The organism is Gordonia sp. McavH-238-E, from assembly GCF_022348225.1.
In the GTDB taxonomy this organism is placed as follows: domain Bacteria; phylum Actinomycetota; class Actinomycetes; order Mycobacteriales; family Mycobacteriaceae; genus Gordonia; species Gordonia terrae.
Genome location: NZ_JAKRFE010000005.1, coordinates 1 through 26,961 on the forward strand (window position 1 = coordinate 1; position 26,961 = coordinate 26,961).

8 protein-coding genes are annotated in these 26,961 nt (G+C 70.1%); 2 read left to right on the top strand and 6 right to left on the bottom strand.

The window, feature by feature from the left end; genetic code table 11:
• Both MHN80_RS08165 and MHN80_RS08170 read right to left on the bottom strand, forming a co-directional pair.
• A partial coding sequence (locus MHN80_RS08165) for a non-ribosomal peptide synthetase (RefSeq protein WP_239400831.1) occupies positions 1-12,225 on the bottom strand: 12,225 nt, incomplete at its 3' end.
• A complete protein-coding gene (locus MHN80_RS08170) occupies positions 12,222-20,468 on the bottom strand; it encodes an amino acid adenylation domain-containing protein (RefSeq protein ID WP_239400833.1) in 8,247 nt (2,748 codons plus the stop codon). The genes MHN80_RS08170 and MHN80_RS08165, both read right to left, overlap by 4 nt.
• 466 nt (positions 20,469-20,934) lie before the next feature.
• Between MHN80_RS08170 and MHN80_RS08175 the strand changes: the two genes are divergently transcribed.
• Entirely contained in the window at positions 20,935-21,837 is a 903-nt protein-coding gene (locus MHN80_RS08175; protein WP_239400835.1) for a hydroxymethylglutaryl-CoA lyase, read from the top strand.
• Positions 21,838-21,899: 62 nt separating this feature from the next.
• On the opposite strand, the gene MHN80_RS08180 is transcribed toward MHN80_RS08175, so the two are convergent.
• Entirely contained in the window at positions 21,900-22,343 is a 444-nt protein-coding gene (locus MHN80_RS08180; RefSeq protein WP_004018865.1) for a universal stress protein, read from the bottom strand.
• 173 nt (positions 22,344-22,516) lie between these two features.
• Complete coding sequence (uvrB, locus tag MHN80_RS08185; RefSeq protein WP_033205868.1) at positions 22,517-24,673, bottom strand: excinuclease ABC subunit UvrB; 2,157 nt, start codon at positions 24,671-24,673, stop codon at positions 22,517-22,519.
• A 145-nt stretch (positions 24,674-24,818) separates the two neighbouring features.
• Here uvrB and MHN80_RS08190 point away from each other — a divergent pair, with 145 nt between their 5' ends.
• The gene (locus tag MHN80_RS08190; RefSeq protein WP_004018867.1) at positions 24,819-25,412 is read left to right on the top strand and encodes a DUF402 domain-containing protein; all 594 of its coding nucleotides are present in this window, start codon (positions 24,819-24,821) and stop codon (positions 25,410-25,412) included.
• Between the two features lie 24 nt (positions 25,413-25,436).
• On the opposite strand, the gene MHN80_RS08195 is transcribed toward MHN80_RS08190, so the two are convergent.
• Positions 25,437-25,907, bottom strand: a complete 471-nt coding sequence (locus tag MHN80_RS08195) for a hypothetical protein (RefSeq protein WP_275447530.1) — start codon at positions 25,905-25,907, stop codon at positions 25,437-25,439.
• 135 nt (positions 25,908-26,042) lie between these two features.
• Entirely contained in the window at positions 26,043-26,939 is an 897-nt protein-coding gene (gene coaE / locus MHN80_RS08200) for a dephospho-CoA kinase (protein WP_239400839.1), read from the bottom strand.
• Positions 26,940-26,961: the final 22 nt, after the last annotated feature.

The following is a 26,961-nucleotide window of genomic DNA, read 5'->3' on the forward strand; positions in this document are numbered from 1 at the left end:
GAACTCCCCATACGACACCACCCGCTCACCCACCCACACCGCCACATCACCCACCGACAACCCCACCCGCTCAGCAACCACCGACCCCACCGAACGACCCGACCACCCCAACCCCACACCCACACCACGCGACCAACCCTCGACCGTCGAGCGCATGGCCGCCGGCATCGGATCGAGCGCCGCCACCGGCAGCGTCGGATCGTCGAGCACCGCATCCAGAACATCGGTGAGCGTGGCCGCGACCACCTCGGCGACCCCGTCGCCGACGAGGGCCAGGTCCGCCTTGACCGTCAGACAGAGGTCGTCGCCCTCCGGCGCGGCGATGAGTGCCAGCGGATAGTGCGTGGCATCGGCGGTGCTCACGTCGCGGATCTCCAGGCCCGAGGTCCGTGACCCCTCCACCACCGTGTCCACGTCGACGGGGTACGACTCGAAGACCACGAGGGTGTCGAAGAGCCTCGGATGCCCCGTCGCGGCGGTGATGTCGCCGAGTCCGACGAACTGGTGGTCCAGCATCCGCGCCCGCGCGCGGTGCAACTCACCGATGAGTCCGGCCAGCGTCTGACGCGGATCGACGTCGGCTGCCACCGGCACGGTGTTGATGAACAGCCCGATCATGCCGTCGGCACCGTCGAGATCGGCGGGCCGCCCCGACACCGTCTCGCCGAAGACGACCCGCTGCTCCCCGGTGAAACGGGACAGCACGATCGACCACGCCGCATACAGCATCGTGCTCGTCGTCGTGCCCAACCGGCGTACGGTTCGTTCCACCGCCGCCCGGCGGTCCGCGGGAACCCGGACGGTCACCTCGTGGCGGCGGGGTCCATCGTCGGTGCCGGGGTGTTCCTGCGGAGCGAGCAGGGTCGGTCCGAAGTCGACGAGATGTTCACGCCAGGCGGCCACGGCGGCCTCGCGGTCGCGTCCGTCGAGCCACGCGAGGTAGGACTCGAAGTCGGCGGCCGGTGTGATCGCCGGCCGGCCCAGATGTGCCGCGAGGAGGTCGGCGACGAGGATCGGGCCCGACCAGCCGTCCAGGATGATGTGGTGCGCGGTGATGACCAGCGTGTGCGCCGGACCCGTCACCGTGTAATGCGACACCGCGGAGAACCGGATGAGCGGCGGGTCGTCCAGTACGAACGGGCGGCGCAGATCCTCGTCGGCGATCCGGACGATCCGCGCTGCCGCCTCGGCCATGCTCAGATCCTGCAGGTCCACCCCACGGAAGTCCGGCTCCGTGACCACGGGATCGTCGCCCGGCGGAACGACCACGACCAGACGGCCGGACGGAGTGCGGGTGAAACCCGAACGCAGGACGCGTTGCCTGGCCAGCAGTTCCCGGATCGCCGGCAGGATGGTGTCGACGGGATGATTGCCGTCGAACTCGATGATCGACTGGGTCACATAGGGATCGGCGCCGACCAGGCGCTCCGCCTCGTAGAACAAACCCTGTTGCAATGGCGTCGGCGGCCAGATCGCGTACCCGGCGCGCGGGCGTGGTGTGCTCGACCGGGTGGCGAGCACATGGTCGATGTCGGACTGATCCAGCCCGCCGATCACGTCGGTTTCGCTGAGGCCCGGATCGCCCACGTCGTCGACATACGCGGCGAGCGACGACAGCGCCGCCTCCCAGCGATCGGCGATACCGGCCAGAGCGGACTCGTCGAACACTCCCGCCGGCGCGGTGAGGTCCACCCGCAGTTCACGACCGCGTGCAGTCGCCAACGAGCCCGCCGTCACGGTGAGTGCGGCCAGCGCCACCATGTCTCCGCGGACCGACGGTGGAAGGGAGGGCGCGTCCGCCACCGGAGCGAATTCCGTTGCAGCCATGTCGATACCGGCATCCCCAGGAATGTTCGGCCCGCTCGCTCCGCTCCCGGCGCCGGTGCCATTCGGCCCGCTCGCTCCGCTCCCGGCGCCGGTGTGATTCGGCCCGCTCGCTCCGCTCCCGGCGCCGCCACCACTCGGCCCGCTCGCTCCGCTCCCGGCGCCGGCACCACTCGGCCCGCTCGCTCCGCTCCCGGCGCCGGCACCCAGCAGACCCAGATAGTTCACCGTGATCGGCGGGAGGGGCCGACCCCGCAACGGTGAGTCGGGACGCGACCAGCGCAGTGGGCCGAAGGCGATCCCGTTGTCCGGCATGCGGGCCTGGGTGTCCTTGAGCGCTTTGACCATCGCCGCCAGCGGACGACCCGGGGTGGCGTCGGTCTCGACCGGGCCGGTCGAACTCCCGGCCCACGCGACTCCCGGGACATCGACACTCACCGGGACGAACGAGGTGAACCACCCGACCGTCTCGGCCAGGTCGGCGCCGGACGCGATGCTCTCGTCGCGGCCATGGTTCTCGATCATCATCGACACCGGACCCGAGGCCGGCACCGACTCCCGGACCGCGAGCGCGAGCGCTGCGGCCAGCACGGTGTCCGGGCGCGCGCCGAACGACTCGGTGACCGTGCCCAGCACCCGCTCGGCGAGACCGGGCTCGACGCTGCGGATCACCGAGACCGTGGTGGCGAGTCGGTCCCGGGCTCGGTCGATGGTCAATTCCGGCGGCACAGGTGGCAGTTGTCGAGTCCACCAGTCGATCTCCGCTGTCCGGTCGGCGAGTTCGGCCAGGACGCCCGACCAGCGCCGGAACGAGGTGCCCGACGCGGTGAGGGCCGGCGACTCCCCGTTGCGGTACTGCCACCACGCGCGACCCAGACCCGACACGATGGTCGGCCACGACACGGCGTCGACACCGAGATGGTGGGCCGCGACGACCACCCGGCCGGTACCGTCGGCGAACCGGACACCGACCGCGGCGAGCAATCGCCCGTCGGCCGGCGACAAGGTCGCCAGAGCTCGCGAATGCGCGGCGCGGATGGCGTCGTCCACCACGGGCGACGAAGTCGTCCCGGCGCCGGGGACGTCGGCACGGTCGAGGATCTCGACCGTGACGTCACCGGGGTCGCCGTCGCCGGCCAGGATCGTCGGCGAGCCATCGGCGTCGAGGCGCAACGACACGGTGAGCATCGGGTGGGCTGCGGCGACCGCGGTCACCACCGCCCGCATCGCCGGCTCGTCGGCCTCGGCAGGAAGTGTGAGCACGGTGCTCTGCGAGAAGTCCGCGATGTCGTCCGGTTCGTCGGCGAGTTCGAGCATCCACGCCGCCCCCGGTGTCAGCTCGACCGGACCGACTGCGCCGCCGGGCAATTCGTCGAGGACAGCGTCCGGCTCCGTTCGTGCGGCGCCGGCGAGCTCACGGATCGTCGACGCCGTGAACACATCGCGCGGGGTGAGGTGCAGCCCCGCTGCGCGCAACATCGACGTGAGCCGGATGGACGCGATCGAGTCCCCGCCGAGTTCGAAGAACGAACGGGTCAGCGGCACGTCCTCGAGCCCGAGCACCGACGCGACGATGGCGGCGACCATCTGTTCCGACTCACCGACGGGAGCAGAGTCGCTGTCCTCGGTCCCCGACAACAGATCGAAACGCGGAAGGGGCAGCGACTTGCGGTCCAGTTTGCCGGTGCTGCCGAGCGGGGCCTCGGTCAGCGAGACCCAGTGGGTCGGACGCATGTACGCCGGCAGCGACGCGGTCACCGCCTCTCGTGCGCGTCCGACGACCTCATCCCCGTTCGTTCCGCCGCCGTCCGGCGCGATGAGGTAGCCCACCAGGTGTTCCGAACCGCCCGGGGTGCTCGCGACGGTGACCACGGCCTGGCGGACACCGTCGACCGTCGCCAGGACCGCCTCGATCTCACCGAGCTCGATCCGCTGACCGCGGAGTTTGACCTGGAAGTCGCTGCGTCCCAGGTACTCCAGGTCGCCGGCGCGGTTGCGTCGGACCAGGTCGCCGGTTCGGTACAGCCGCGCTCCGCCGCCGGCGGGATCGGCGACGAAACGCTCGGCGGTGAGGTCGGGCCGGCCTGCGTAGCCGCGCGCGAGCTGGACACCACCGAGGTACAACTCACCGGTGATGCCGGCGGGCACGGGACGCAGCCGCGCGTCGAGGACGAACGTCCGGGTGTTCCACACCGGTCGTCCGATCGGCACCACCACGGCGTCGGGGTGCGGCGTCGCCGCGGTGACCTCGACGGCTGCTTCGGTCGGACCGAACAGGTTGGAGACGCGAACATGTGGGAGCGCGGCGCGCGTCGACTGCAGCACGGCCGGCGGCAACGCCTCACCGGAGCAGTAGAGGTGGCGCAGGGTCGGCAGAAGTGGGCGCCCGGCGGCGCCGGGAGCGAAGCGAGCGGGCCGAATCGCACCCGCGCCGGGAGCGAAGCGAGCGGGCTGAATCGCACCCGCGCCGGGCGCGGAGCGAGCGGGCCGAATCGCACCCGCGCCGGGAGCGGAGCGAGCGGGCTGGAGTTCACCGATGAAAACCGCGAGCAGCGAGGGGACGAAGTGCACCGTGGTGATCTGTTCGGCATCGATGAGGCGCGCCATCGAGTGCGGGTCCAGGTGCGCGTCCTCGGGCGCGATGACCAGCCGGGCGCCGGTCAGCGCGGGGGTCAGCAGTTCGGGCACCGACACGTCGAAGGTGACAGGTGTCTTCAGCAGGATCGAGTCGTCCGGTCCGATCCCGAATTCGTCCACCCCCCACCGCAATCGGTTCAGCACGGCGCGGTGACCGACCGTGACGCCCTTCGGCCGGCCGGTCGAGCCCGAGGTGAAGATGGTGTAGGCCGCGTGCTCGGGGCGCAGCACCGACCGGCGTTCGTCGTCGGCGACCGGCACCGTGTCGAGGGCGACGGGGCTTCCGGCGTCCACCAGGAGGGTGCGCGGGACAACGCGTGCGGCGGGTACCCGTTCGTCGCATACCAGCGCGATCGTCGCGCGCGAGGTGTCGACCATGTAGCGGACGCGGTCGGCCGGTGCATCGGGTGCCACCGGCATGTACTGTCCGCCGGCGGTGAGGACCGCATGGACCGCGACGACCAGTTCGACCGACCGGGGCATGCACACCACGACGCAGTCCTCCGGGCCGACCCCGAGACCGATGAGTTCCCGTGCGAGAGCGGCCACCCGCGCGGCGAACTCGCGATGGGTGAGAGAGCGCTCGCCGCAGCGCAGCGCGATGGCGTCCGGAGATCGCAGCTGGTCGGCGGCCGCGATCGCCGCCGGCACCGTGAGGTCCGGCAGGACGACGGCGCGTCCGATCGAGAGCTGTTGCTGGGCCGCGGCTTCGGCCGTCGTGAGAATCGGGATGTCGGCGACCGGGAGGTCCGCGTCGGCGGCGAGGGCGGCGAGGACCGAGGACAGCGCCGAGGAGATGGTCTCCGCGGTCGCCGCGTCGAACAGCGCGGTGGTATAGGTGATCGAGCCGGCCAGCCCCCCGTCCGAGGTCTCGCGGAAGCCGATGGCGAGGTCGAACTTCGCGACGCTGTCCTCGAGTTCGACGAACTCGGCGTCGAGATCGTCGAGTGCACCGAGGGTGGGGTCGCCGTTGACGGTGTGGACGAGCAGGACCTGCGCGAGCGGTTCCACGTTCTCGATCCGCCGCGGGTCGGCAGCGTCGATCACGCGCTCGAACGGGACGTCGGCGTTGTCGAATGCCGCGAGGTCGGCGCTCTTCACCTGCTCGAGCAAGGCGGCGACGGTGAGGTGCGGCTCGACGTCGACCGACAGGACGACGGTGTTGACGAACATGCCGATCAGCTGGTCGATCTCCGCACGGCCGCGGCCGGCGACCGGTGTGGCCACCGCGATCCGGGTCGTCGACGTCAGGCGCGCGAGCACCGCGGCGGTGGCCGTGTGGGCCACCATGAACAGGGAGGCACGTCGGGCCGCTGCTCGCCGCCGCAGTTGCGTGACGGTCGACGCCGGCAGCGACCACCGCACCGTGGCCGCCCGCCCGTCGGGCACGGCGGGACGGGGCCGGTCCGTCGGCAACGGGAGCACGTCGGGCAGGCCGGTGAGCCGTTCGGCCCAGAACCGCAGCTGTCGCGCCATCAGGGATTCGGGGTCGGAGGCGTCACCGAGCCGGTGTCGTTGCCACACCGCGTAATCCGCGTACTGGAACCGCAGGGCCGGCCAGTCCGGCGCCCGACCCGATCGTCGCGCCCGGTAGGCGCGGGCGATCTCCGCCGCCAGCACCGGCGCCGACTCACCGTCGGCGGCGATGTGGTGCAGCGCGATCACGAGTACGTGTTCGGTCGGCGACACGGAGACGATGCGAGCACGCACCGGCAGGTCGGCTGTCACGTCGAACGCGGCTGCGACGAGCTCGTGGATCTCCTGGTCCACGACCTCGTCGGACGATGGGACGGCCCGCGGCGTGATCACCGTGTGGCCGATCGAGAGCCGTCCCGCCCAGTCGTCCAGCACGAGCGCCACGGGTTCGACACCGACCGGCACGGCGCCATCGGGCCGTCCGGCCCCGTTCGCCACGGCGTCCGAGAGATCGGCGGCGTCGGCGTCGGGAGTCCCCGTCGGGTAGACCGTGCGCAGCACCTCGTGCCGGTCGACGACATCGAGGATCGCCGCGCGCATCGCGGGCACGTCGAGGTCGCCGCGCAGGCGGACCACGATCGGGATCACGTAGGCGGTCGACTCCGGGTCGAACTGGTTGAGGAACCACATCCGGCGCTGCGCGTACGAGAGGGGCACCGGGTGCGGCCGGCGGATGGCCTCGAGTGCCGGCAGGTCGCTGCCGGCGTGTTCCCCGGCGTCGACGGCGGCGGCCAGCGCGCGGACGGTGGGCGTCTCGAACAGCGCCCGCACCGATATCTCGACGCCGAGTGCGACTCCCAGGCGTGCCATGACCCGGGTCGCCGACAGCGATGTCCCGCCGAGATCGAAGAACGACGCCTCCGCCGACACCTCCTGGGCGTCGAGTCCCAGTACCTCGGCATAGACCGTCGCGACCGTCTGCTCGGTCGCCGTTTCCGGCGGGACGTGGACCTCCCCGCCGAACCGCGGCGTCGGCAGTGCTCTGCTGTCGAGCTTTCCGGTGGCCGTCAGCGGGATCTCGTCGAGCGGCAGGATGGCGGTGGGCACCATGTGGGCGGGCAGCCGACGCGCCGCGTGGGCCGCCACTTCCCCGGCGTCGGGCGCGACGCCGGCGACACCGTGGACCCAGGAGACGAGGACCGTCTCTCCCGACGTCGGGTGCTCGACTCCGGCGGTCGTCGAGAAATCCACCGACTCGTGCTCGCCGAGGACGGCGTCGATCTCACCGAGTTCGATCCGGAAGCCGCGGATCTTGACCTGGAAGTCGCTGCGGCCGAGGAAGACCAGCGCCCATCGACCGTTTCGCATGCGCCACCGGACGAGGTCCCCGGTGCGGTACATCCGCTCTCCTGGCGCACCGAGCCCGGTGGTTGTGAACGGGGCCGCGACGAACCGTTCGGCGGTGAGCACAGTCTGGCCGAGGTAGCCGGCGGCGAGCGCGGAACCGGCCAGGTACAGCTCACCGGTCACCCCGGCCGGAACGGGATGCAGGCGCGGATCGAGCACCGCGACGGTGATCCCGGCGATCGGACCGCCGATGGTGACCGGTGAGTCCGGGCGCATCGGTTCGGACGACGTCGCCCAGATGGTGGTCTCGGTGGGGCCGTAGAGGTTTCGCATCACGCGACCGGGCGACCAGGCCCGGACCAGTTCCGGCGAGCAGACGTCGCCGGCCACGCAGATGACCTCGAGATCAGGGAAGCCGCCGGCAGACGACACCTCCGACTCCGTGTCGGCGAGCACGTCGGACACCGTCGCCAGCGCGGTCGGGGTGATGGTCGCGTGGGTGACGTGCTCCCGGCGCAGGATCGCCGCGAGTTCGCCGCCGCCCGTCACTCCGTCCGGTACCACGACCATCGTCGATGCGGCCGCCACCGCGACCAGTGTCTCGAAGACCGCGGCGTCGAAACCCGGTGCCGCGAAGCGGAGTACGCGCGCGGACGGCGTGAGTTCGAATCTGAGGCGGGCATCGGCGACCAGGTCGGCCAACTCTCGGTGGGTGACCGCGACGCCTTTCGGCCGGCCCGTCGACCCGGAGGTGAAGATGACGTAGGCGGTCTCGTCGGGTCTTGGACGAGTGGTCGCCTGGACTCCGGTCGAGACGTTCCCGGGCACGCCGCCCCCGGCCTCGTCGATCCCGAGGTGGTCTTCGACGGCGATCCATTCCACCGGCGCCGGGAGCGGAGCGAGCGGGCCGAATGACACCGGGCCGGATGGTGACAGCTCGGCGACGACTGCGGCCGAGGTGATCCCGAGGCGCACGTCGACGGTGTCCAGCATGTGGCGCAGGCGCTCGACCGGCAGGGCGGGATCGATGGGCGCCACGGCCGCACCCGTGCGCGCGATCGCCCAGAACCCGACCATGCCCGCGAGCGATCTCGGTGTGGCCAAGGCGATCACGGTGCCCGGTCCGGCGCCGCGCGCTCGGAGTACGGCGGCCAGCCGTCGCGTCTCGGCGTCGAGGCGGCCATAGGTCAGGTGCCGTCCGTTCTCGGTGACCGCGACGCCGCCGGGGTTCATCGAGATCGCCGCGTCCAACAGGTCTGCCAGGGTCGACCGCGACGACGCCATGCCCGGCGCGGCGACCACCGCGCCGGATTCGTCGTCCCCGGTGGGCAGGTCACCCACTGGCAGGTGCGGGTCGACCGCGGCGGCTCGCGCGAGGGCGACCATCCGCCGGAGGAATGCGTCCACGGTCTCGGCGTCGAACAGGGCCGTCGCATAGGTGATGATCACGCGGGTGTCGTCGTCGGCGGGGCGGCCCGGTTCGTCGAGGACGGTGACCTGCAGGTCGACCTTGGCCGTGGTGACCGGAGCCTCGATCTCGGCGACCACGAGATCCGGCAACTCGACCGCGGGCCGAGTCGCGTTCTGGAACGCGAGGGCGACCTGGACGAGGGGCGGATGTGCGGTGTTGCGCACCGCGACGACCTCGTCGACGACGGTCTCGAACGGGAGGTCGGCGTGATCGAGTGCGGCGACATCGATGTCGCGGATGACGTCGAGCAGGTCGTCGAACGCGACGTCACGAGGCACCCGGCTTCGCAGCGCGAGCGTGTTGACGAACATCCCGATCAGCGGATCCAGATCGCGCTCGCCGCGCCCGGCCACCGGGGTCCCGATGACGATGTCCTCGCCGGCACCGGACCGGACCAGTGTGACCGCGAGCAGCGCGTGGACGACCATGAACATCGTCGCGCCGTGTCGGCCGGCCAGATCTCGCAGACTGTTCCAGGTGACCGCGTCGAACGTCGAGGACACTTCCGCACCCGAGTCGTTGCGGACCGGCGCCCGCGGCCGATCCACCGGCAACTCGATGAGCTCCGGTGCCCCCGCCAGACCGGCGCGCCAGTACTCGAGTTGATGCGCCGCGAGCGACGTGGGATCGGCGGTGTCCCCGAGCCGCTGGTGCTGCCACACCGCGTAGTCGGCGTAATGGACCGGCAGCGGCGCCCAGCCGGGCTCCCGCCCGGCCAGGCGTGCCTCGTAGGCGGTGACGAAGTCAGTGACCATCGGCGCGACCGAACCACCGTCGCTGATGATGTGATGCACCACCAGGACGAGGATCATGTCGTCGTCGGCGACGCGGAGCAGCCGGGCCCGGACCGGCGCGATGTCCTCGAGATCGAAACCCCGGCTGGTGATCTCGGCGATAGTGGCGGAGATGTCGGTCTCGTTTGCGCCGCGCATGTCGATCGGGGGCACCACCCGGACGTCGTGTCGGGTGTCCCCGGCCGGTGCGATCACCTGCTCGGGGACACCGTCCACCGACACGAACCGCGTGCGGAGAACCTCGTGTCGGGCGAGTAGATCCGCGAGCGCGGCGGCGACCACCACCGGGTCCGGGGAACGGCGGCCGGCGCCGGGACCCGGGTCCGGCGCGGCACTCAGTCGGAGGACCGCGGGGATGAGATAACCGGCCCCGCCCGGGTCCAGGGTCTCCAGGAACCAGATACGTCGCTGCGCGGGCGACAGCGGGAGCACCCCGTCGCGGTCGACCCGAGTCAGCGGAATCCGGCGCCGGGTCACCGGATGCGCGGGCGCACCGGACCCCCCGGACTCTCCGTCGTCCTGATCGTCGATGACCGCCGCCAGACCGCGAACCGTGGGATCGGCGAACACCGCTCGCGCGGAGACCGTGGTGTCGAACCGCTCGGTTGCCCGGGCCGCCACCCGGGTTGCGGTCAGTGAGTTTCCGCCGAGATCGAACAGCGAGGTGGTGACTCCGACGTCGCTCACGCCCAGGATCTCGGCGACGAGCTCGGCCAGAGCGGCCTCGGTGGCGGTGGCGGGCGGCTCGGCGACGATCGGGCCGTCGTCCCCGGACGCCGGGTCGGGCAGGGCGCCTCGATCGAGCTTGCCGTTCACGGTGAGCGGGAGTCGCGGAAGCCGGACGAACCGGGTGGGCACCATGTAGTCGGGCACCGCCGTCGCGAGTCGCGCTCGGATCTCGTTCTCCGGCAGCGTCATCGCCCCGACGGAAGACGAGCCGTGGACACCTGCGGTGGCCGGTTCGCCGCTTCCGTCGGTGGTCACCAGGTAGCCGACGAGGTGTTCGGTGTCCCCGAGCGTGCGGATGTCCGCCCCCGCCGCATCGACACCGTCGAGCGCCGACATCGCCGATTCCACCTCGCCGAGTTCGATGCGGAAGCCGCGGAGTTTCACCTGGCCGTCGCGTCGTCCCACGAATTCGATGGACCCGTTGCGGGACACACCGACGTCGCCCGTGCGATACATCCGGCCACCCGGCGGACCGAACGGATCGGCGACGTACCGCGTGGACGTCTGACCATGCCGGTGCAGGAATCCACGGGTGACCTGCGTGCCCGAGACGTACAGTTCGCCGGGCACCCCGTCGGGCACCGGGGCGAGCCGACCGTCGAGCACGTGCACCCGCGAACCGAGCAGCGGCGTCCCGATGTCCGAGGCGGTCGCCCCGTCGACGAACGCACGCGTCAGTTCGCGGCGGGTCATGTAGACGGTCGTCTCGGTGGGACCGTACATGTTGTTCAGCTGCGGACCCGCGGCGTCGGCGCCGGGACGGGTCGCCGACCCGTCGTCGGCCCGGTCCGACTGCCACTTCCGCACCTGCTCGTAGTCGAGCAGCTCTCCCGAGAAGTGCAGTCGCCGAACGGAGTCGGGCAACCGTCGACCATGGGGCGGGCGAACGACCGCGGCGAACTGATAGAACGACGACGGGGTGAAGTTGACGATCGTGACCCCGTGCCGGTCGAAGGCCTCGACCACGTCGTCGGGGGCGCGTGTCGTCGCGTGATCGAGTACGAGGAGATGTCCACCGGCGCGCAGGGCGGCCCAGATCTCACCCACCGACACGTCGAATGCGTAGGAGTGGAACAACGACCACACGTCCTCGGGAGTGCTCTCCACGACGGTGTCGAGGGCTGCCAGCAGCGACACCACGTTGTCGTGGGTGACGACGACGCCCTTCGGCCGTCCGGTGGATCCGGAGGTGTACATCACGTACGCGCTCGCCTGCGGACTCACATGATCCGGCAGCGGGGACGGCGATGCACCGCCCGCGCGGATCTCGTACTGCGCCAGCAGGTCCTGCGGTGTGCACAGCGGCGCGGACATCGCCGCCCAGGCCTCGACCGTCTCGGCATCGGCCAGCACGACCACCGGCGACGCGTCCTCGACGATCCCGGTCAGCCGCGCGACCGGGTGGGTGCGATCGAGGGGCAGATAGGCCGCGCCGGTCCGCAGTACCGCCAGCAGCGCCACGACGAGGTCCGCCGATCGCGGCAGCGCGACGCCCACGAGGGTCTCGGGTCCCGCACCGCAGGCGACGAGGGCCGAGGCCATCTGCTCCGATCGCTCGTTGAGTTCCCGGTATGTGAGCGACGCCCCGTCGAGGTCGGTGAGGGCGACGGCGTCGGCCCGCCGCCGCGCGGCGATCCGGAAGAGTCCCGGTAGCGATTCGCGGTCACCGACACCCAGGATCCCGTCGACACGGCGGTCGAGTTCGACGACGATCTCCGCGGCCGCGGCGGCGAGCTGCGAACCACTCAGCCCGGCGCGTGGCATGAGCGCGGTCACCGTCGCGCGCAGGGCGGCGTCGGGCGCGACACCCCGTCCGGCCAGGGTGATCGCCGACGCCGACACCCTGCGGTGAAGGGCACGGAACGACACCGGGCCGGCCACACCGGTCATCGCGACGTCGTCGCCCGCATGGGTCGCGGCGAGCGCGAGCGAGCGCAGCGCCGACGGACGCGGCGACGACGGGGCGGACCCCGTCGAGGCGCGGGGAATCGAGGTGTCCGACGTCACGCGGGTCCCACACGATTTCGCGGGACCGCACCCGATCCGGCATCCGCGTCCCGTCGCAACACGGCGTCGGCAGCGGTTCGCACGCTCTCGAAGACGTCGTCGATCGACCGGTCGGCGTCGGCCAGAAGCGTAGCCACGGCGATCGTCAGCGCCTCCGCCGGATCATCGTCGGGAACCGAGATCGACATCGCCACAGCGGTCGCCTCGAGATCGGCAAAGGTCACCTGCGGCGCCCCCGCGACGCCGATGACGGTGTCGGGAGCGACGGCCGCCACCTCCGACACGATCTCGTACAGCGGACGCGCGTCCTCGGCTTCGCCGGGGCCCGGCGTCGCCTCCTCCCAGAGCGCGAGGTCCCCGACCGCGATGTCGGGCCGCGACACGATGTCGGTCAACAGATTTCGGTAGCGCTCGGCGAACAGCGCCACCGTGCCCGGGTCGAACAGATCAGTGTCGAAGGCGATCTGCCCGCCGAGGGCACCGTTTCGGTCGACGCCGTCCGGATCACCGGGATAGAGCATGACCTCGAGATCCACCTTGGCCGGGAACGAGGCGGGCAACCGCGGACGGACGTGCAGACCGTCGAGTTCGACGTCCGGGAACTCGAGGTTCTGATACGCGATCATCACCGAGAACAACGGATTTCGGCGTCCGCGACGAACCGCCCCGCGGTCGGCGCGGGCAAGGTGATCGACGATCTCGTCGAAGGACACGTCGGTGTGCCCCAGGTCGGCGAAGTCGTCGGTGTGCACTCGCCGCAGCAGGTCCGCGAACGGCTCGTCCAGGCGCAGCCGCGTCCGCAGTGGCACCGTGGTCGCGAGCATTCCCACCATGTCGGTCAGGGCGGGATCATCGCGGCCGGCGAACGGGGTGCCGATGACGATGTCGTCGCTGCCCGACAGCCGCCCGATCAGGACCGCGAGCGCCGCATGCAGGACGGCGAACTGGGTCGTGTTGCCCACCCGGGCCATCTGGCGGAGCATCGTCGCCGTCGACGACGGGATGTCGAGATCGACGACGCCGCCGACGTGGCGGGGCTCCACGGGGCGCGGCCGGTCGGTCGGGATCGTCGCCGGCTCCCCCACCCGGTCGAGACGCCGCCCCCAGTATTCGAGTTGCCGCTGCCGTTCGGTCATCCCATCGGGCCGCACGGTCTGCAGGCGCTCGGCATGCCAGATCGCATAGTCCGCGAACTGCACGCGTTGCCCGACGACGCTCCCCGAGCCCGACCTGCCCGAGATCCGGGTGGCGTAGAACTCGGCGAGGTCGCGAGCGAGCGGGGCGAGCGATCCCCCGTCGGCGTTGATGTGGTGCACGACGAACACCAGCACGTGTCGGTCGGCGCTCAGTCGCAGGATCGTCGCGCGGACGGCCGGGGGGCCGGTCAGATCGAATCCGGCGTCGACGACCGCGGCTACCTCGGCGCCCACCCGGTCTCCGTCGGTCGAGTCGAGCCGGTCCCCGGCGAGATCGACCAGCGGAATCCGCAACGCGTGCACCGCATCTGCGGCCGGGATGATGAGCTGCACCGGGGCGCCGTCGTGCAACGGATAGCGAGTCCGGAGCGACTCGTGACGGGCAACGAGATCGCCCACCGCACCGGTGAGGGCGGGGACGTCCAACCGGCCGTCGAGTTCCAGGGTCAGCCCGACGTTGTACGCGGGCGACGCCGGATCGATCTGGTTGATCGACCACAGCCCGCGTTGCACTCCGGTGAGGTCGACGACATGGGTGCGGTCACGCGGCGTCAGCATCCGGCCGGCCGCCCGATCGGCTGTGGCGACCGCCGCCACGAAATCCGCCACGGTGGGATTCTCGAAGAGCGCCGACATCGGCACGCGACGTCCGATGTGCTGTTCGACGCGATAGGCGACCTTGGTCGCCGACAGCGAGCTGCCACCGAGTTCGAAGAACCCGTCGTGGACGCTCACCTCCCGCACGCCGAGCACATCGGCGAAGATCTGCGCCACCACGCCCTCGAGCCGGCTGCGTGGCGCGACGTACTCGCGGGCGGGTGAGATCTCCACCGCGGGCAGAGCACGCCGGTCGACCTTCCCGGTCCGGGTCATCGGCAACTCGTCGAGCACGACCACGGTGTGGGGCACGAGGTGTGCCGGGAGACGAGCAGCCGCGTGGTCGAGGATGTGCTCGGGTGCCGGCAGCCGGTCAGGTGGGGCGGTCACATACGACACCAGGACCGTCTCCCCCGCCGGCGTCGAAGTCCCGACGGTCACCGCGGTCTCCACATCGAGGTGGCTCGCGAGGACGCCGTCGACCTCGCCGGGTTCGACCCGCATACCGCGGATCTTGATCTGGAAGTCGTTGCGGCCGTGGTAGACGATGTCACCGGACGGTGTCCGGGTGACGAGGTCGCCGGTGCGGTACATCCGGCCCCCCTCGTCGAACGGATCGGCCACGAAGCGTGCCGCCGTCAGTCCGGGACGAGCGTGGTAGCCGCGCCCGAGCGCCCGTCCCGACAGATACAGCTCGCCGAGAACGCCGTTCGGCACCGGACGCAGACACGCATCGAGGACCTTGACGCCCACTCCGGAGATCGGCCCACCGATGGTCACCGGTTCCGCGGGCCGCAGCGGTTCGGAGACGGTGGCCCAGATGGTGGTCTCGCTGGGGCCGTACAGATTCAGCAGCGGGCGACCCGCCGCGTGCCATCTCGAGACCAGCTCCGGCGGGCAGGCCTCGCCCGCCACCATCACGACCGCGAGTTCGGGCACCGCTGCGGGATCGAGGGTGGCGAGCGCGGTGGGGGTCATGATCGTGTGGGTGACCCGATGCCGGGCGATGACGTTCTCGAGTTCGGGGCCCGCGAAGACATCGGGTGGGCTGATCACCAGCTGCGCCCCCGAACACACCGCGAAGACGATCTCCCAGACCGCGACATCGAATCCCGATGCGGCGACGTGGAGTATGCGCGCGTCCGGGGTCGCGCCCAGCCGGTCCTGCTGCTCGGCGACCAGCTCGGCGAATCCGGCGTGGGTCAACGTGGCCGCCTTCGGACGGCCGGTGGAGCCCGAGGTGAACTGCAGATAGGCGACGTCGTCGAGGGAGATGGGCCGGACCCGCTCGGCATCGGCCACCGGATACGTCGGCCGTCCCGCGATGCCCAGATCCACCTCGAGATCGTCCAGGACGAGGCGGGCGACCGTGGACGGGATCGTCGACGCCCCGGCGCCGGGCGGGCCGCCGTCGTCCCCGTCCGGCGCCTGCGCCGTGATCAGAAGTACCGCCCCACTGTCGGCGAGCATCGTGGCGCGGCGCGCGACGGGCAGACGGGAATCGATCATCACGAAGGCGGCACCGCTCATCGCCACCCCCAGCACGGCCAGGACCGACCGGGTTGACCGCGGAATACTCAGGGCGACGACGTCACCCGGACCGATGCCGCGCGCGATCAGGACCCGGGCGAGCTGATGGGCGGTGGTCGCGATCTCCGACCAGCGCAGGACACTGTCCCCGATCAGGGCCGGCGCGCCGGGGTCGGCGCGGGCGAGACCGCGCGCCAGCAGACCGGCGAGCGTCTGTTCCGGACGCGCGCCGCGGGCCGGCGACGCCAGGGGGCGCGTCTCGTCCGGCCGCAGCAGGTCGATCGAGCCGATGGTCCGGGACGACTGCCCCACCATCTGTGCCAGGACGAACTCGAGCCGCGCTGCCATCTCCCGCACCGTGGCGGCGTCGAAGAGATCGGTGGCATAGGCGATTTCGATGTCGTAACGATCGGCGTGATCGGTCACCGAGACGGTCACGTCGTACTTCGCGGACGGTACCCGCGCATCGAGGATCGCCGCGGACCCGGTCCAGTGCGCCAGCTCGGCCAACTGGTCGGGCTGTACCGTCAGCGCGACCTGGAACAGCGGCGAATGCGCGGGTGATCGATGGGGCGCGACGGCGTCCACGACCCGCTCGAACGGGACATCGGCGCAACTCATCGCGCGGGCGCAGCGGCGATGGGCAGCGGTGACGAACTCGGCGACGGTGTCCGCCGGATTCACGGTCGTTCGCAACACGACGGTGTTGACGAACATCCCGACCAGGTCGGCGACCGCCGGATCGTCTCGGCCGGCGACCGCGGTCCCGATGCTCACGTCGTCGGTCGCGGCGAGCCGGCCCAGCGTGATCGCCAAGGCGGACTGGAACACCGCGAACGGGGTGGCCGACAACGATCTCGCGAGCTGCCGGATACCGGCGGTCAGCTCCGGGCCGAGCACGGTGTCGACGTGCGCTCCGCTGCTCGACATCACCCGGGGACGCGGCCGATCGGTGGGCAGCTGCAACAGGTCCGGCGCCCCACGCAACTCCGTACGCCAGAACTCCAGACCCTCGATCAGTGCCGGCGACGGCGACTCCGGCGTGCCGAGCGTCTCGGCACGCTCGACGGCGACATCGGCGTACTGCAACGGCAAGGGCGCGAAATCCGGCACCTCACCCGTACGCCGACTGTCGTACGCGGTCATCAGATCTCGCAGCAACGGCCGGAGCGAATGCCCGTCGGCCGCGATGTGATGCACCACCAGCACGATGACATCGCCGTCCGGATGACCCGTCACCACCCGGTACCGGAACGGGATCTCCTCGGCCAGGTCGAATCCCACCTCCGTGACCGCCGAGAACGCAGCGGCCAGATCAGTCCCGCTCGCTCCGCTCCCGGCGACGGTCACACCAGTCCCGCTCGCTCCGCTCCCGGCGACGGTCACACCAGTCCCGCTCGCTCCGCTCCCGGCGACGGTCACACCAAGGCGATCGGCGGCCACCTGCAGATCCAGGATTCGTTGCTCGGGCTCCCCGTCGACGACGGGGAACACGGTACGCAGGATCTCGTGCCGATCCACGACATCCAGGACGGCGCGGTGCAGGGCGGCGGTATCGACCGGATCCGTCAGGCGCAGCGCCCCCGACATGTTGTAGGTCGACTCGGCCGGCGACATCCGGTTGATGAACCACAGCCGGGTCTGCGCCTGCGACAGCGGGATTCGTGCCGGCCGCGGCATCGACCGCGTCTGTCTCGGGGCGGCCTGGTCGGACTCCGGGATGACCACCGCACGCGAGGCGAGATCGGCGAGGTCGACTGCCTCGAAGACATCGGTGAGGGCGATCCCGAGCCCGTGGTCGACGCGTGCGCGCGACACCATCCGGGCGGCGAGCAGCGAGTCGGAGCCCAGCGCGAACAGGTTGTCCGAGACGCTGACCCCGTCGCGGCCGAGCGCCTCCTCGACAAGCCCCACGAGCGCCCGCTCCGCAGGCGTGTGCGGCGGCCGGAAACCGGTTGCGCCGGAACCGAGTACCGGGACCGGCAGGGCGCGCTGGTCGAGCTTCCCCGATCTGGTCGTCGGAAACGAGTCGAGCAGGACCACCCCGAGCGGAACCATGTGGCCGGGGAGCCGCCGCCGGCAGTGTGCGCGGACAGCCTCGGCGTCCAGCACGCCGCCGACAGTGCCCGACAACACCTCCCGCCGAGCGCGCACGTAGGCGACCAGAACCGGCGCGGGCCCGAGATCGTGCCGTGCGACGACCGCGACCGCATCGACGCCCGGAAGCGTGGCGATCACCGCCTCGACCTCGCCGGGTTCCACCCGCCGGCCCCGGATCTTGATTTGTTGATCGGTCCGTCCGAGGTACTCCAGCTCGCCGTCGCCGGTCCATCGGACCAGATCACCGGTGCGATACATCCGCGCACCCGCGGTGCCCTGCGGATCGGCCACGAACCTGGCAGACGTCTGACCCGGGGCGCCGACATAACAGTTCGCCAATTGCGCACCCACCAGGTGCAACTCGCCGGCGACGCCGACCGGGACCGGACGCAACCGGGCGTCGAGCACCCGGACCACGGTGCCCGGCACCGGACGACCGATCGGCACGACCGCACGATCCGTCGTGATCCTCTGGGCGGTCACGTCGATCGCGGCCTCGGTCGGTCCGTACAGATTCACCAGTCCGGCGCGACTCGACGACCGTGCCCGATGGGCGAGCCGCGCGGGCAACGCCTCCCCGGAGGTGAACAGCCAGCGCACCTGATCGGGCAGCGAGACGCGTTGATACGGTGCGGCCTCGCGTGGGCCCGGGGCACCGGCCGTCTGCCGATCCTCGCGCTCCGGTCCGAGCGCCACGTCGAGGTAGGCGTCGAGCATGGACGGCACGAAGTGCACGACGGTGACCCCCGACCGTGCGATGAGGTCGCGAAGATAGGCGGGGTCGCGATGCCCACCCGGTGCCGCGATCACCATCCGCGCTCCGACGCGCAACGGCCACAGCAACTCCCAGACCGATACGTCGAACGTCGCCGGGGTCTTGTACAGCACGGCATCACCGGCAGCGATCGGGTGGTCGTGCTGCATCCAGGCGAGGCGTTGCCCGATCGCCCGATGATCGATCTCGACGCCCTTGGGGACGCCAGTCGATCCCGAGGTGAAGATGACATAGGCGGGCAGGCCGGCCGGAGCCCGCCGGCCACGGTGCGCCGGTGTCGGCCCATCCGGACGAGGAGAGTCACGACGCCGGGAGCGAGGCGAATCGTGCCCCGGGCCGACGTCGGCGACGAACTGCGCGTCGACGATGAGCGACGGTCCGACCGCTGCGGTGATCGCCCGGCGACGTTCCTCCGGCTCGGCCGGGTCGAGCGGCACGTAGGCCGCACCCAGCGAGATGGCGGCGTAGACGGCGCACACCTGCTCGATCGACCGGTCCAGCGCAACGACGACCCGGTCACCGCGCCGCACGCCCCGCTCCGCGAACCGATCTGCGAATTCCGCACAGGCACGCTCGAACTCGCGATAGGTCAGGGTGGTGTCACCGAACGTCACCGCGGGTGCGTCGGGTGTCGAGTCGACCTGGCGATCGAAGGCGGCCAGTACGTGCTCGTCGCCGACGACGATCGCCGGTCCGCCGGAACCGAGGCGGTCCACCGTCGCCGACTCCCCGGCCATCAGGAGCTCGAGGTCTGCGACGGGTCGGCGCGGCTCGGTCACGAACTGCGTGAGCAGGTGCAACAGTCGCCTGCGGTGCATGTCGAGTTCGGCCGGCTCGTACAGGTTGGGGTTCGCGTGCAGACCCACTTCGAGCGGCGCGTCCGGGCCGGCCGCGAAGACGTTCATCACGAGGTCTTCCACCATGCCGGCGGACAACATGTGGTAGCGCACGCGAGCGCCGTCGATCACGATCGGCTTGTCGAACAGCAGCAGGTTGACCAGCGGACCGAAACTCGTGCCGAGGGTGTCACCGAATCCGGCTGCCGCCCTGATGTCCTCGGAGCGATAGCGCTGGTGGCGGAGACCCGCGGTGATCTCCGCGGTCACGGCCGAGACGACGTCGGCACATGTCGCCGTGGCGATCCCGTTCACGCGCAGGGGCAGCATGTTGGAGACCATCCCGGCCGAGTGCCGGATGCGCGCCGTCGTCCGCGCGGTCACCGGGAGGCTGAGGACGATGTCGTCGTTTCCGGACATGCGGGCGAGGAACGCGGCGAACGCGGCGGTGAGGATGGCGGCGACCGAGGCGTCGAGGTCCCGGGCACATCTCCGCAGCGCATCGTCGAGTTCGGGACCGAGCAGGCCGGCGGAGACGACCGTCTCGTTGCGGACCCCGGTGGTCGCGGGATGCGCGGCCAGGCTCACCCGCTCGGGGAGTCCGGCGGCGCGCTCGGACCAGAATTTTCGATCCTTCTCGAACCGCGTGCTCTGCCGGTACGCGGCGTCGTCGGCGACCACCTCGGCGATGCCGGCGCGACGCACCGGACGGTGACCGATCCGCGCGGGTGCGGAGGCGGTGGGGTCGGCCCCGCCGCCGGGCTCCCGGTGCTGGTTGTACTGCTCGACGGCCTCGTGCAGGCACATCAGCGCGCCGTATCCGTCGAAGGCGATGTGGTGCCCGCGCATGTACCAGTAGGTGCGATCGTCGGTGACCCGGATGAACGCGGCGACGGCGACCGGGTCGGCGAGCAGGTCGACGGACCGCTGATGGTCGGTGCGCATCCACTCCTCGGCGGCCGCTTCGGGATCCGGTTCGGCCCGCAGGTCGACGTCGATGACGTCGAAGGGGACGGAGTAATCGATGTACTGCTGAGGGGTGCCGTCGACCTCGGTGACGCGGGTGTATGCCGTCTGGAGGTCGCGCGCCGCCTCGAGGACGCCGCGGCGGAACAGTTCGCGATCGAACGGGCGCCCGTCGTCGATGATGTCGAGGTAGTGCGCGACCGTCACCGAGTGGTCGTCGACGAGGTTCTCGGCAAACCACATGGCGCGTTGCGCCGCGGTCAGATCCAGCAGATCAACCCCTTCAGGCGCTCGGGGTGTCCCCGGGCGCCTATCTCCCCCAGTCCCATCTCGGTGGGACGCAGTGTCATCCATGCCTCGTCCGACGTCGGTTTCGGCGATAGGGTCGCTCGACGAAGACGCCCCCGCGTCCCCCCGCAGCGATCGTCGAACAGCAACGAATCATACGCGGTACATCGCTTTCGCTTCCGAAAGTGATACATCCCGCATCAAAGGACCCTCTGTGCCTGTGGTCCATTGTGAACACTGGTGTGACAGATGGGATCACCCCAGTCAAGCAGGGTCACTCTGGTCACTCTCGCACCGTGTGTGCCGGCATGGGCCCCGCGGGATTCGGTCGTTCGACCGACAGCGGGATGGACTGAAGCGGAATGAGCGGGCCGAGGAGGCCCGATGGAGTCGCGGGAGCAGAACGGGCAAGATCGATCTCATGTCAGACGTGCAGTTGATCGAGGTCGGCCCGCGGGACGGGCTGCAGAACGAACAGACCCTGCTCTCGATCGACGAGAAGGTCGAGTTCATCACCCGGGCCGTGGACGCCGGCGTGCGTCGCATCGAGGCGGTCAGCTTCGTCAACCCGCGGCGGGTACCGCAGATGGCCGGCGCGGAAGAAGTCATGGAACGGGTGCCGCGAGGAGACGACGTCTCCTATATCGGGCTCGTCCTCAATCGCCGTGGCCTCGACCGCGCTCTCGCATCCTCGGTCGACGAGGTGAATGCCGTGGTCGTGGCCACCGAGGAGTTCAGTCATCGGAATCAGGGGTGCAGCGTCGCGGACACCATCGCGGCAGCCGTCGATGTCGTCCGCGATGCGCGGGCGGCCGGCCTCGCGACGACGGTGACCATCGCGGTCGCCTTCGGTTGCCCCTTCACCGGAGAGGTCAGTTCAGGCCGGATCTCCGACATCGTGGCCCGGCTGGCCGATGAGGCCGCCCCGGACGAGATCGCGCTCGCCGACACGATCGGAGTGGGAGTGCCGGCACAGGTGCGCGACCTCGCCCGGCGGACAGCAGAACATGCACCAGGGATTCCGCAGCGGTGGCACTTCCACAACACGAGGAACACCGGCTACGCGAACGCCCTCACCGCACTCGATACCGGCGCGCGTGCCCTCGACGCGAGTATCGGCGGCTTCGGCGGATGCCCGTTCGCGCCCGCGGCCACCGGCAACATCGCGTCCGAGGATCTCGTCTACGCACTCGACCGGTCGGAGGTCACGACCGGTGTCGAGATGCAGCGATTGGTCGACGCCGCACAGTGGCTGGGCGAGGCCCTCGACAAGGATGTCCCCGCACTCCTCGGACGGGCCGGACCATTTCCGGCCGCCCGCTGACACGGGGACATCTCGTCCGGGGCCTCACCACGATTGCGCAGTGACGACCCCGCGACACCGGTTCAGCCGGTGGTGTGCACGATCAGGACGTCGCAGGCCGACTTGCGGGCGACATCCGCGGGGACCGAACCGAGAAGCCGACCGGCGATCGAGTTCAGGCCGCGGTTGCCCACCACCAGGAGGTCGGCCTTGACGTCGCTCACGAGCTGCAGGAGCGCGTCGACCGGGGCTCCCTTGACCGGGCGCTGCACCACGTTGGTCGCACCGGCCTTGGCCGCGCGTTCTTTCGCGGTCCGGAGGATCTCCTCGGTCGGGGTCGACCCGGTGACCTGATACGCCTCGTCCTTGAGGACGTCGGCAGCATCCCCCGCGCCGCGCTCGTTCGGGAAGTACGCGCAGGCGATCACCAACTGGGCGTCGCCCGCGAGTGCACCCGCACGTTCCACAGCCTTCATCGACGACTCGGAGCCATCGGTACCGACGACGACGGTTTCGTAAGAGCTCATCCCAACCTCCCGACATGAAATCGCCTCGCTGCCCATCAGCGAGGCGTCACCGCGTATACCCGAACTGCAGGGGTCCTGCATCGGGACACTAGTTTGCCACGTACGTGTCTGTCCCCCGTTCGTGGTGATCGGCACACCGGCCGGTCACACAGCGCAGGGTGGAAGACGAGACCTCACTTGATGCCGGCCGCGTCCATCCCGCGCATCTCCTTCTTCAGATCGGCGATCTCGTCGCGGAGTCGGCCGGCGAGCTCGAACTGCAGATCCCGAGCGGCGCTCATCATCTGATCGGTGAGTTGGGACACGAGATCGGCGAGCTCGGCCCGCGGCATCATCGAGACGTCGCGCTTCTCGATCACGCCTGAACTGCCGGCCTTCGAGACCTCGCCCTGTGCGCGGCGTCCGCGGCTGGCATTGCGCCCGGAACCGCCGACCGCCACGGCCTCGTCCTCGGCCTCTCGGTACACCTGGTCCAGGATGTCGGCGATCTTCTTGCGCAGCGGCTTCGGATCGATGCCGTTCGCCTTGTTGTAGGCGATCTGCTTCTCGCGGCGTCGCTCGGTCTCGTCGATCGCATTGCGCATCGAGTCGGTGATCTTGTCCGCGTACATGTGGACCTCGCCGGACACGTTGCGGGCGGCGCGACCGATCGTCTGGATGAGTGAGGTGGTGCTCCGGAGGAAGCCCTCCTTGTCCGCGTCGAGGATCGCGACGAGGGACACCTCGGGAAGGTCGAGACCCTCACGCAGCAGGTTGATGCCGACGAGGACGTCGTAGTCACCCGAGCGCAGCTGGCGCAGGAGTTCGACGCGGCGCAGGGTGTCCACCTCCGAGTGGAGGTACCGGACCCGGATACCCAGTTCGAGCAGATAGTCGGTGAGGTCCTCGGCCATCTTCTTGGTCAGGGTGGTCACCAGGACGCGCTCGTCGCGGTCGGTCCGCTCCCGGATCTCGTGGACCAGGTCGTCGATCTGGCCCTTGGTCGGTTTGACCACGACCTGGGGATCCACGAGACCCGTCGGTCGGATCACCTGCTCGACGAACTCGCCGTTGGACTGGCCCAGTTCGTACGGCCCCGGCGTCGCAGACAGGTACACGGTCTGGCCGATCCGATCCACGAACTCGTCCCAGGTCAGCGGCCGGTTGTCCACCGCGGAGGGGAGACGGAAGCCGTACTCGACGAGGTTGCGCTTGCGCGACATGTCGCCTTCGTACATGCCACCGATCTGGGGCACCGTCACATGCGACTCGTCGATGACGAGAAGGAAATCGTCGGGGAAGTAATCGATCAGCGTTGCCGGTGCGCTCCCGGCGGCGCGGCCGTCGATGTGCCGCGAGTAGTTCTCGATCCCCGAGCAGAACCCCACCTGCCGCATCATCTCGAGGTCGTAGGTGGTCCGCATCCGCAGCCGCTGGGCCTCGAGCAGTTTGCCCTTGCCCTCGAGGTCGGCGAGTCGTTCCTCGAGCTCTCGCTCGATGCTCGCCATCGCCTTCTCCATGCGCTCGGGCCCGGCGACGTAGTGGGTGGCCGGGAAGATGCGCAGCGAGTCGACCTGGCGCACGACGTCACCGGTCAGCGGGTGCAGGTAGTACAGCGACTCGACCTCGTCACCGAAGAACTCGATCCGAACCGCCAGTTCCTCGTACGACGGGATGATCTCGACGGTGTCGCCGCGGACGCGGAACCCACCGCGGGTGAAGGACACGTCGTTGCGCGTGTACTGGACGTCGACGAGCAGCCGCAGCAACGCGTCGCGGTCGATCTCCTGGCCGACCTCGACCTCGACGGATCGGTCGAGATACGACTGCGGCGTGCCGAGGCCGTAGATGCAGGACACCGAGGCCACCACCACGACGTCGCGCCGCGACAGCAGGCTCGAGGTCGCCGAGTGCCGCAGACGCTCGACGTCGTCGTTGATCGACGAGTCCTTCTCGATGTAGGTGTCGGTCTGCGCGATGTACGCCTCGGGTTGGTAGTAGTCGTAGTACGACACGAAGTACTCGACGGCGTTGTTGGGCAGCATCTCGCGCAATTCGTTCGCCAGCTGCGCCGCGAGTGTCTTGTTGGGCGCCATCACCAGGGTGGGGCGCTGCACCTGCTCGATCAGCCAGGCGGTGGTCGCCGACTTACCGGTGCCGGTGGCGCCGAGGAGGACGATGTCCTTCTCGCCTGCGTTGATCCGTCGCGTCAGATCCTTGATGGCGGCGGGCTGGTCGCCCGCCGGTTCGTACTCGCTGACGACCTCCAGGCGCGCGTCGGACCGCTCGATCTCACCGACCGGCCGGAACTCCGAGTGCGCGATGACGGGGCGCTCTGCTGCAAAAGCCATAGTGCCAGGGTAAACGCGGCCTATGACATCGATGTTCCCGCGCGGTGCACGACCCCGAAGCTCGACGAACGCGGCGACTCCGAGTTCCGGCCCCGAGATCATCGGTCGCCCGGTGCAGACGCGGTGGCCTGTCTAGATTCGAGGCATGACGAACCCTCGCGGAGGCGCGGCCGAGACGGCACCCGAATCACGCCCGGCGCACCCGCCCAAGCGGGAGGTCTTCGACGTGCCCGCGATGACGAACACGGACAACAAGGGCTTCGTCCGTCAGGTCGAGGAGTACCGCGTCACCGATTACGGGCTGTACATGTCGCGGCACGCACCCGGACATCCCCGATTCGACCATCTGGAATCCTGGCTGCTACCTGCATTGGGCCTGCGCGCCAACATCTTCCACTATCAGGGCGGTTACCGCGAGGGGCAGCGCCTCTATCTGGATGTCGGCCACTTCGCCGGCCCCGACGACGACGGGCGGTGGCACGCCGAGGACTGGTATCTCGATCTCGTGGACGTACCGGGCACCCCGCCGGTGCTGCTCGACACCGACGAGTTGCTCGAGGCGCATCGGGACGGACTTCTCGACACCGCACAGTGTGTCGAAGCCGTGGAGATCGCCACGCGCGCACTCGTCGGCACGGCCGAGCACGGGAACGACGTCCAGGCCTGGCTGGACGCCGCGGCGGGGGGCGTGGTCGCCTTTCGCGACCATGACCATCGCCGCCGCGGCGACGCCCGGTAGCTCACCACCTCAGACCGGCAGACCTCAGTAGGTGGGTAGGACGAAACACGATCCGTTTCGGATGAAATCCGGGAGCTGCACGCCGGTGCCGACGGTGACGGCGCGCGTCTTCTCCACCCCGTCGAGCGTGGCCTTCAGCACATAGCGCCCGGGCGTCGACGGGCGCCAGGTCGGACGCACCTCGGAACTCGCGGGCTTCTTGTCGTAGATGGTGACCGTGCGGCCGGCACCGACCAGCGTGACCTTCAGATTCGACTTCGCCGACCCCGGATCACCCACGAGCACCGACAGCTCGTAGGCACAGCCCGCGCCGTACAGGCCGTAGTTGAACGAGCCGTTGGCCGACGACCCGTAACCCGGGAGGGTGTCCACCGCGATGCCCTGCAGTGCCGCCTCGGCCGGCGCGGCCAGTGCGACACCGGCGCATGCCACTGCCCCGAAAGCTATTGCGCCACCGACAATCCGCGCGCGACCCCGCTGTCCCCGACCGACCATGCTGTACTCCACTCCTACGCTCGTCCTCGACCACACCACCGTCGCGGTGGCGTGCGTTTTCACAAGCTAGCAGCGCACACCGCGCCGTGTACGCATTTTGGCAACGTTTGTAGTCAGTTTGTGTCGCGGGACTCGTCAGCCGACGACGACGCGCACCGTGGCGGGTCGGCCGGGGTCGCACGAGCCGTACAGATCCGGCCCGGCCGGCGCGAATCCGCCGTCGGCGAGCCGGTTCGCCAGCCCCTCGGCGGCGTCGGCATCGCGGGCGGTCACCCGCAACTCGACGGCCGTGGCGTCGGTGACGTCGACCGCGGTGGCCAGTTCACCTGCCACGGCCCACAGCCGGTTCACCAGACGCGCCGACGGGCCGTCCGGGTTGGGCTCGGCGGCAACGAGTCCGGGGACCGGCTCGGCGACTCGGCGAGCGCGGACATTCATCTCGAGAGGGACGAGACGCTCGTCCCAGATCCGCGCCGCGGACGCCGCCAGGTCTTCGGGGGCGCCGGAGTTGTCCAGCCACAAGTCGGCTACGGCTCGACGCTGTTCGTCGGTCGCCTGCGCAGCGATGCGGGCGCGGGCATCGGCCTCGGCGACCCCCCGCATCGTCGTCAACCGATGCAGCCGTACGTCGGCCTCGGCGAACACGATCACGACGAGGTGGAAGAACGGGGCCGTGTGGTTCTCCACCAGCAATGGGATGTCTTGCACCACAATTGCATCCGCCGGCGCATCGTCGAGGATCGCCTGTGTTCGCGCCCCGATGAGCGGGTGGGTGATGCCGTTGAGCGTCGTGCGGGATTCGTCGTCGACGAAAGCCTTCCCGGCGAGCGCCGGACGGTCGAGACTCCCGTCGGCGGCCAGGATCTCCGGGCCGAACGCCTCGACGAGCGCGGCCAGACCCTCCGACCCGGGCTCGACCACCTCCCGGGCGATCTTGTCCGCGTCGATGATGTACGCGCCCCGCTCGACGAACGTCTTTGCCACGGTCGATTTGCCGGCTCCGATGCCACCGGTCAGTCCAAGCCTGATCACGCCCACCAGTGTGACAAACACC

Bases quoted from the DNA above. Each gene is read 5' to 3' on its own strand.
- MHN80_RS08170 (WP_239400833.1), bottom strand. From the start codon at position 20,468: ATGTGGTTTGCCGAGAACCTCGTCGACGACCACTCGGTGACGGTCGCG.
- MHN80_RS08175 (WP_239400835.1), top strand. From the start codon at position 20,935: ATGTCAGACGTGCAGTTGATCGAGGTCGGCCCGCGGGACGGGCTGCAG.
- MHN80_RS08180 (WP_004018865.1), bottom strand. From the start codon at position 22,343: ATGAGCTCTTACGAAACCGTCGTCGTCGGTACCGATGGCTCCGAGTCG.
- uvrB (WP_033205868.1), bottom strand. From the start codon at position 24,673: ATGGCTTTTGCAGCAGAGCGCCCCGTCATCGCGCACTCGGAGTTCCGG.
- MHN80_RS08190 (WP_004018867.1), top strand. From the start codon at position 24,819: ATGACGAACCCTCGCGGAGGCGCGGCCGAGACGGCACCCGAATCACGC.
- MHN80_RS08195 (WP_275447530.1), bottom strand. From the start codon at position 25,907: ATGGTCGGTCGGGGACAGCGGGGTCGCGCGCGGATTGTCGGTGGCGCA.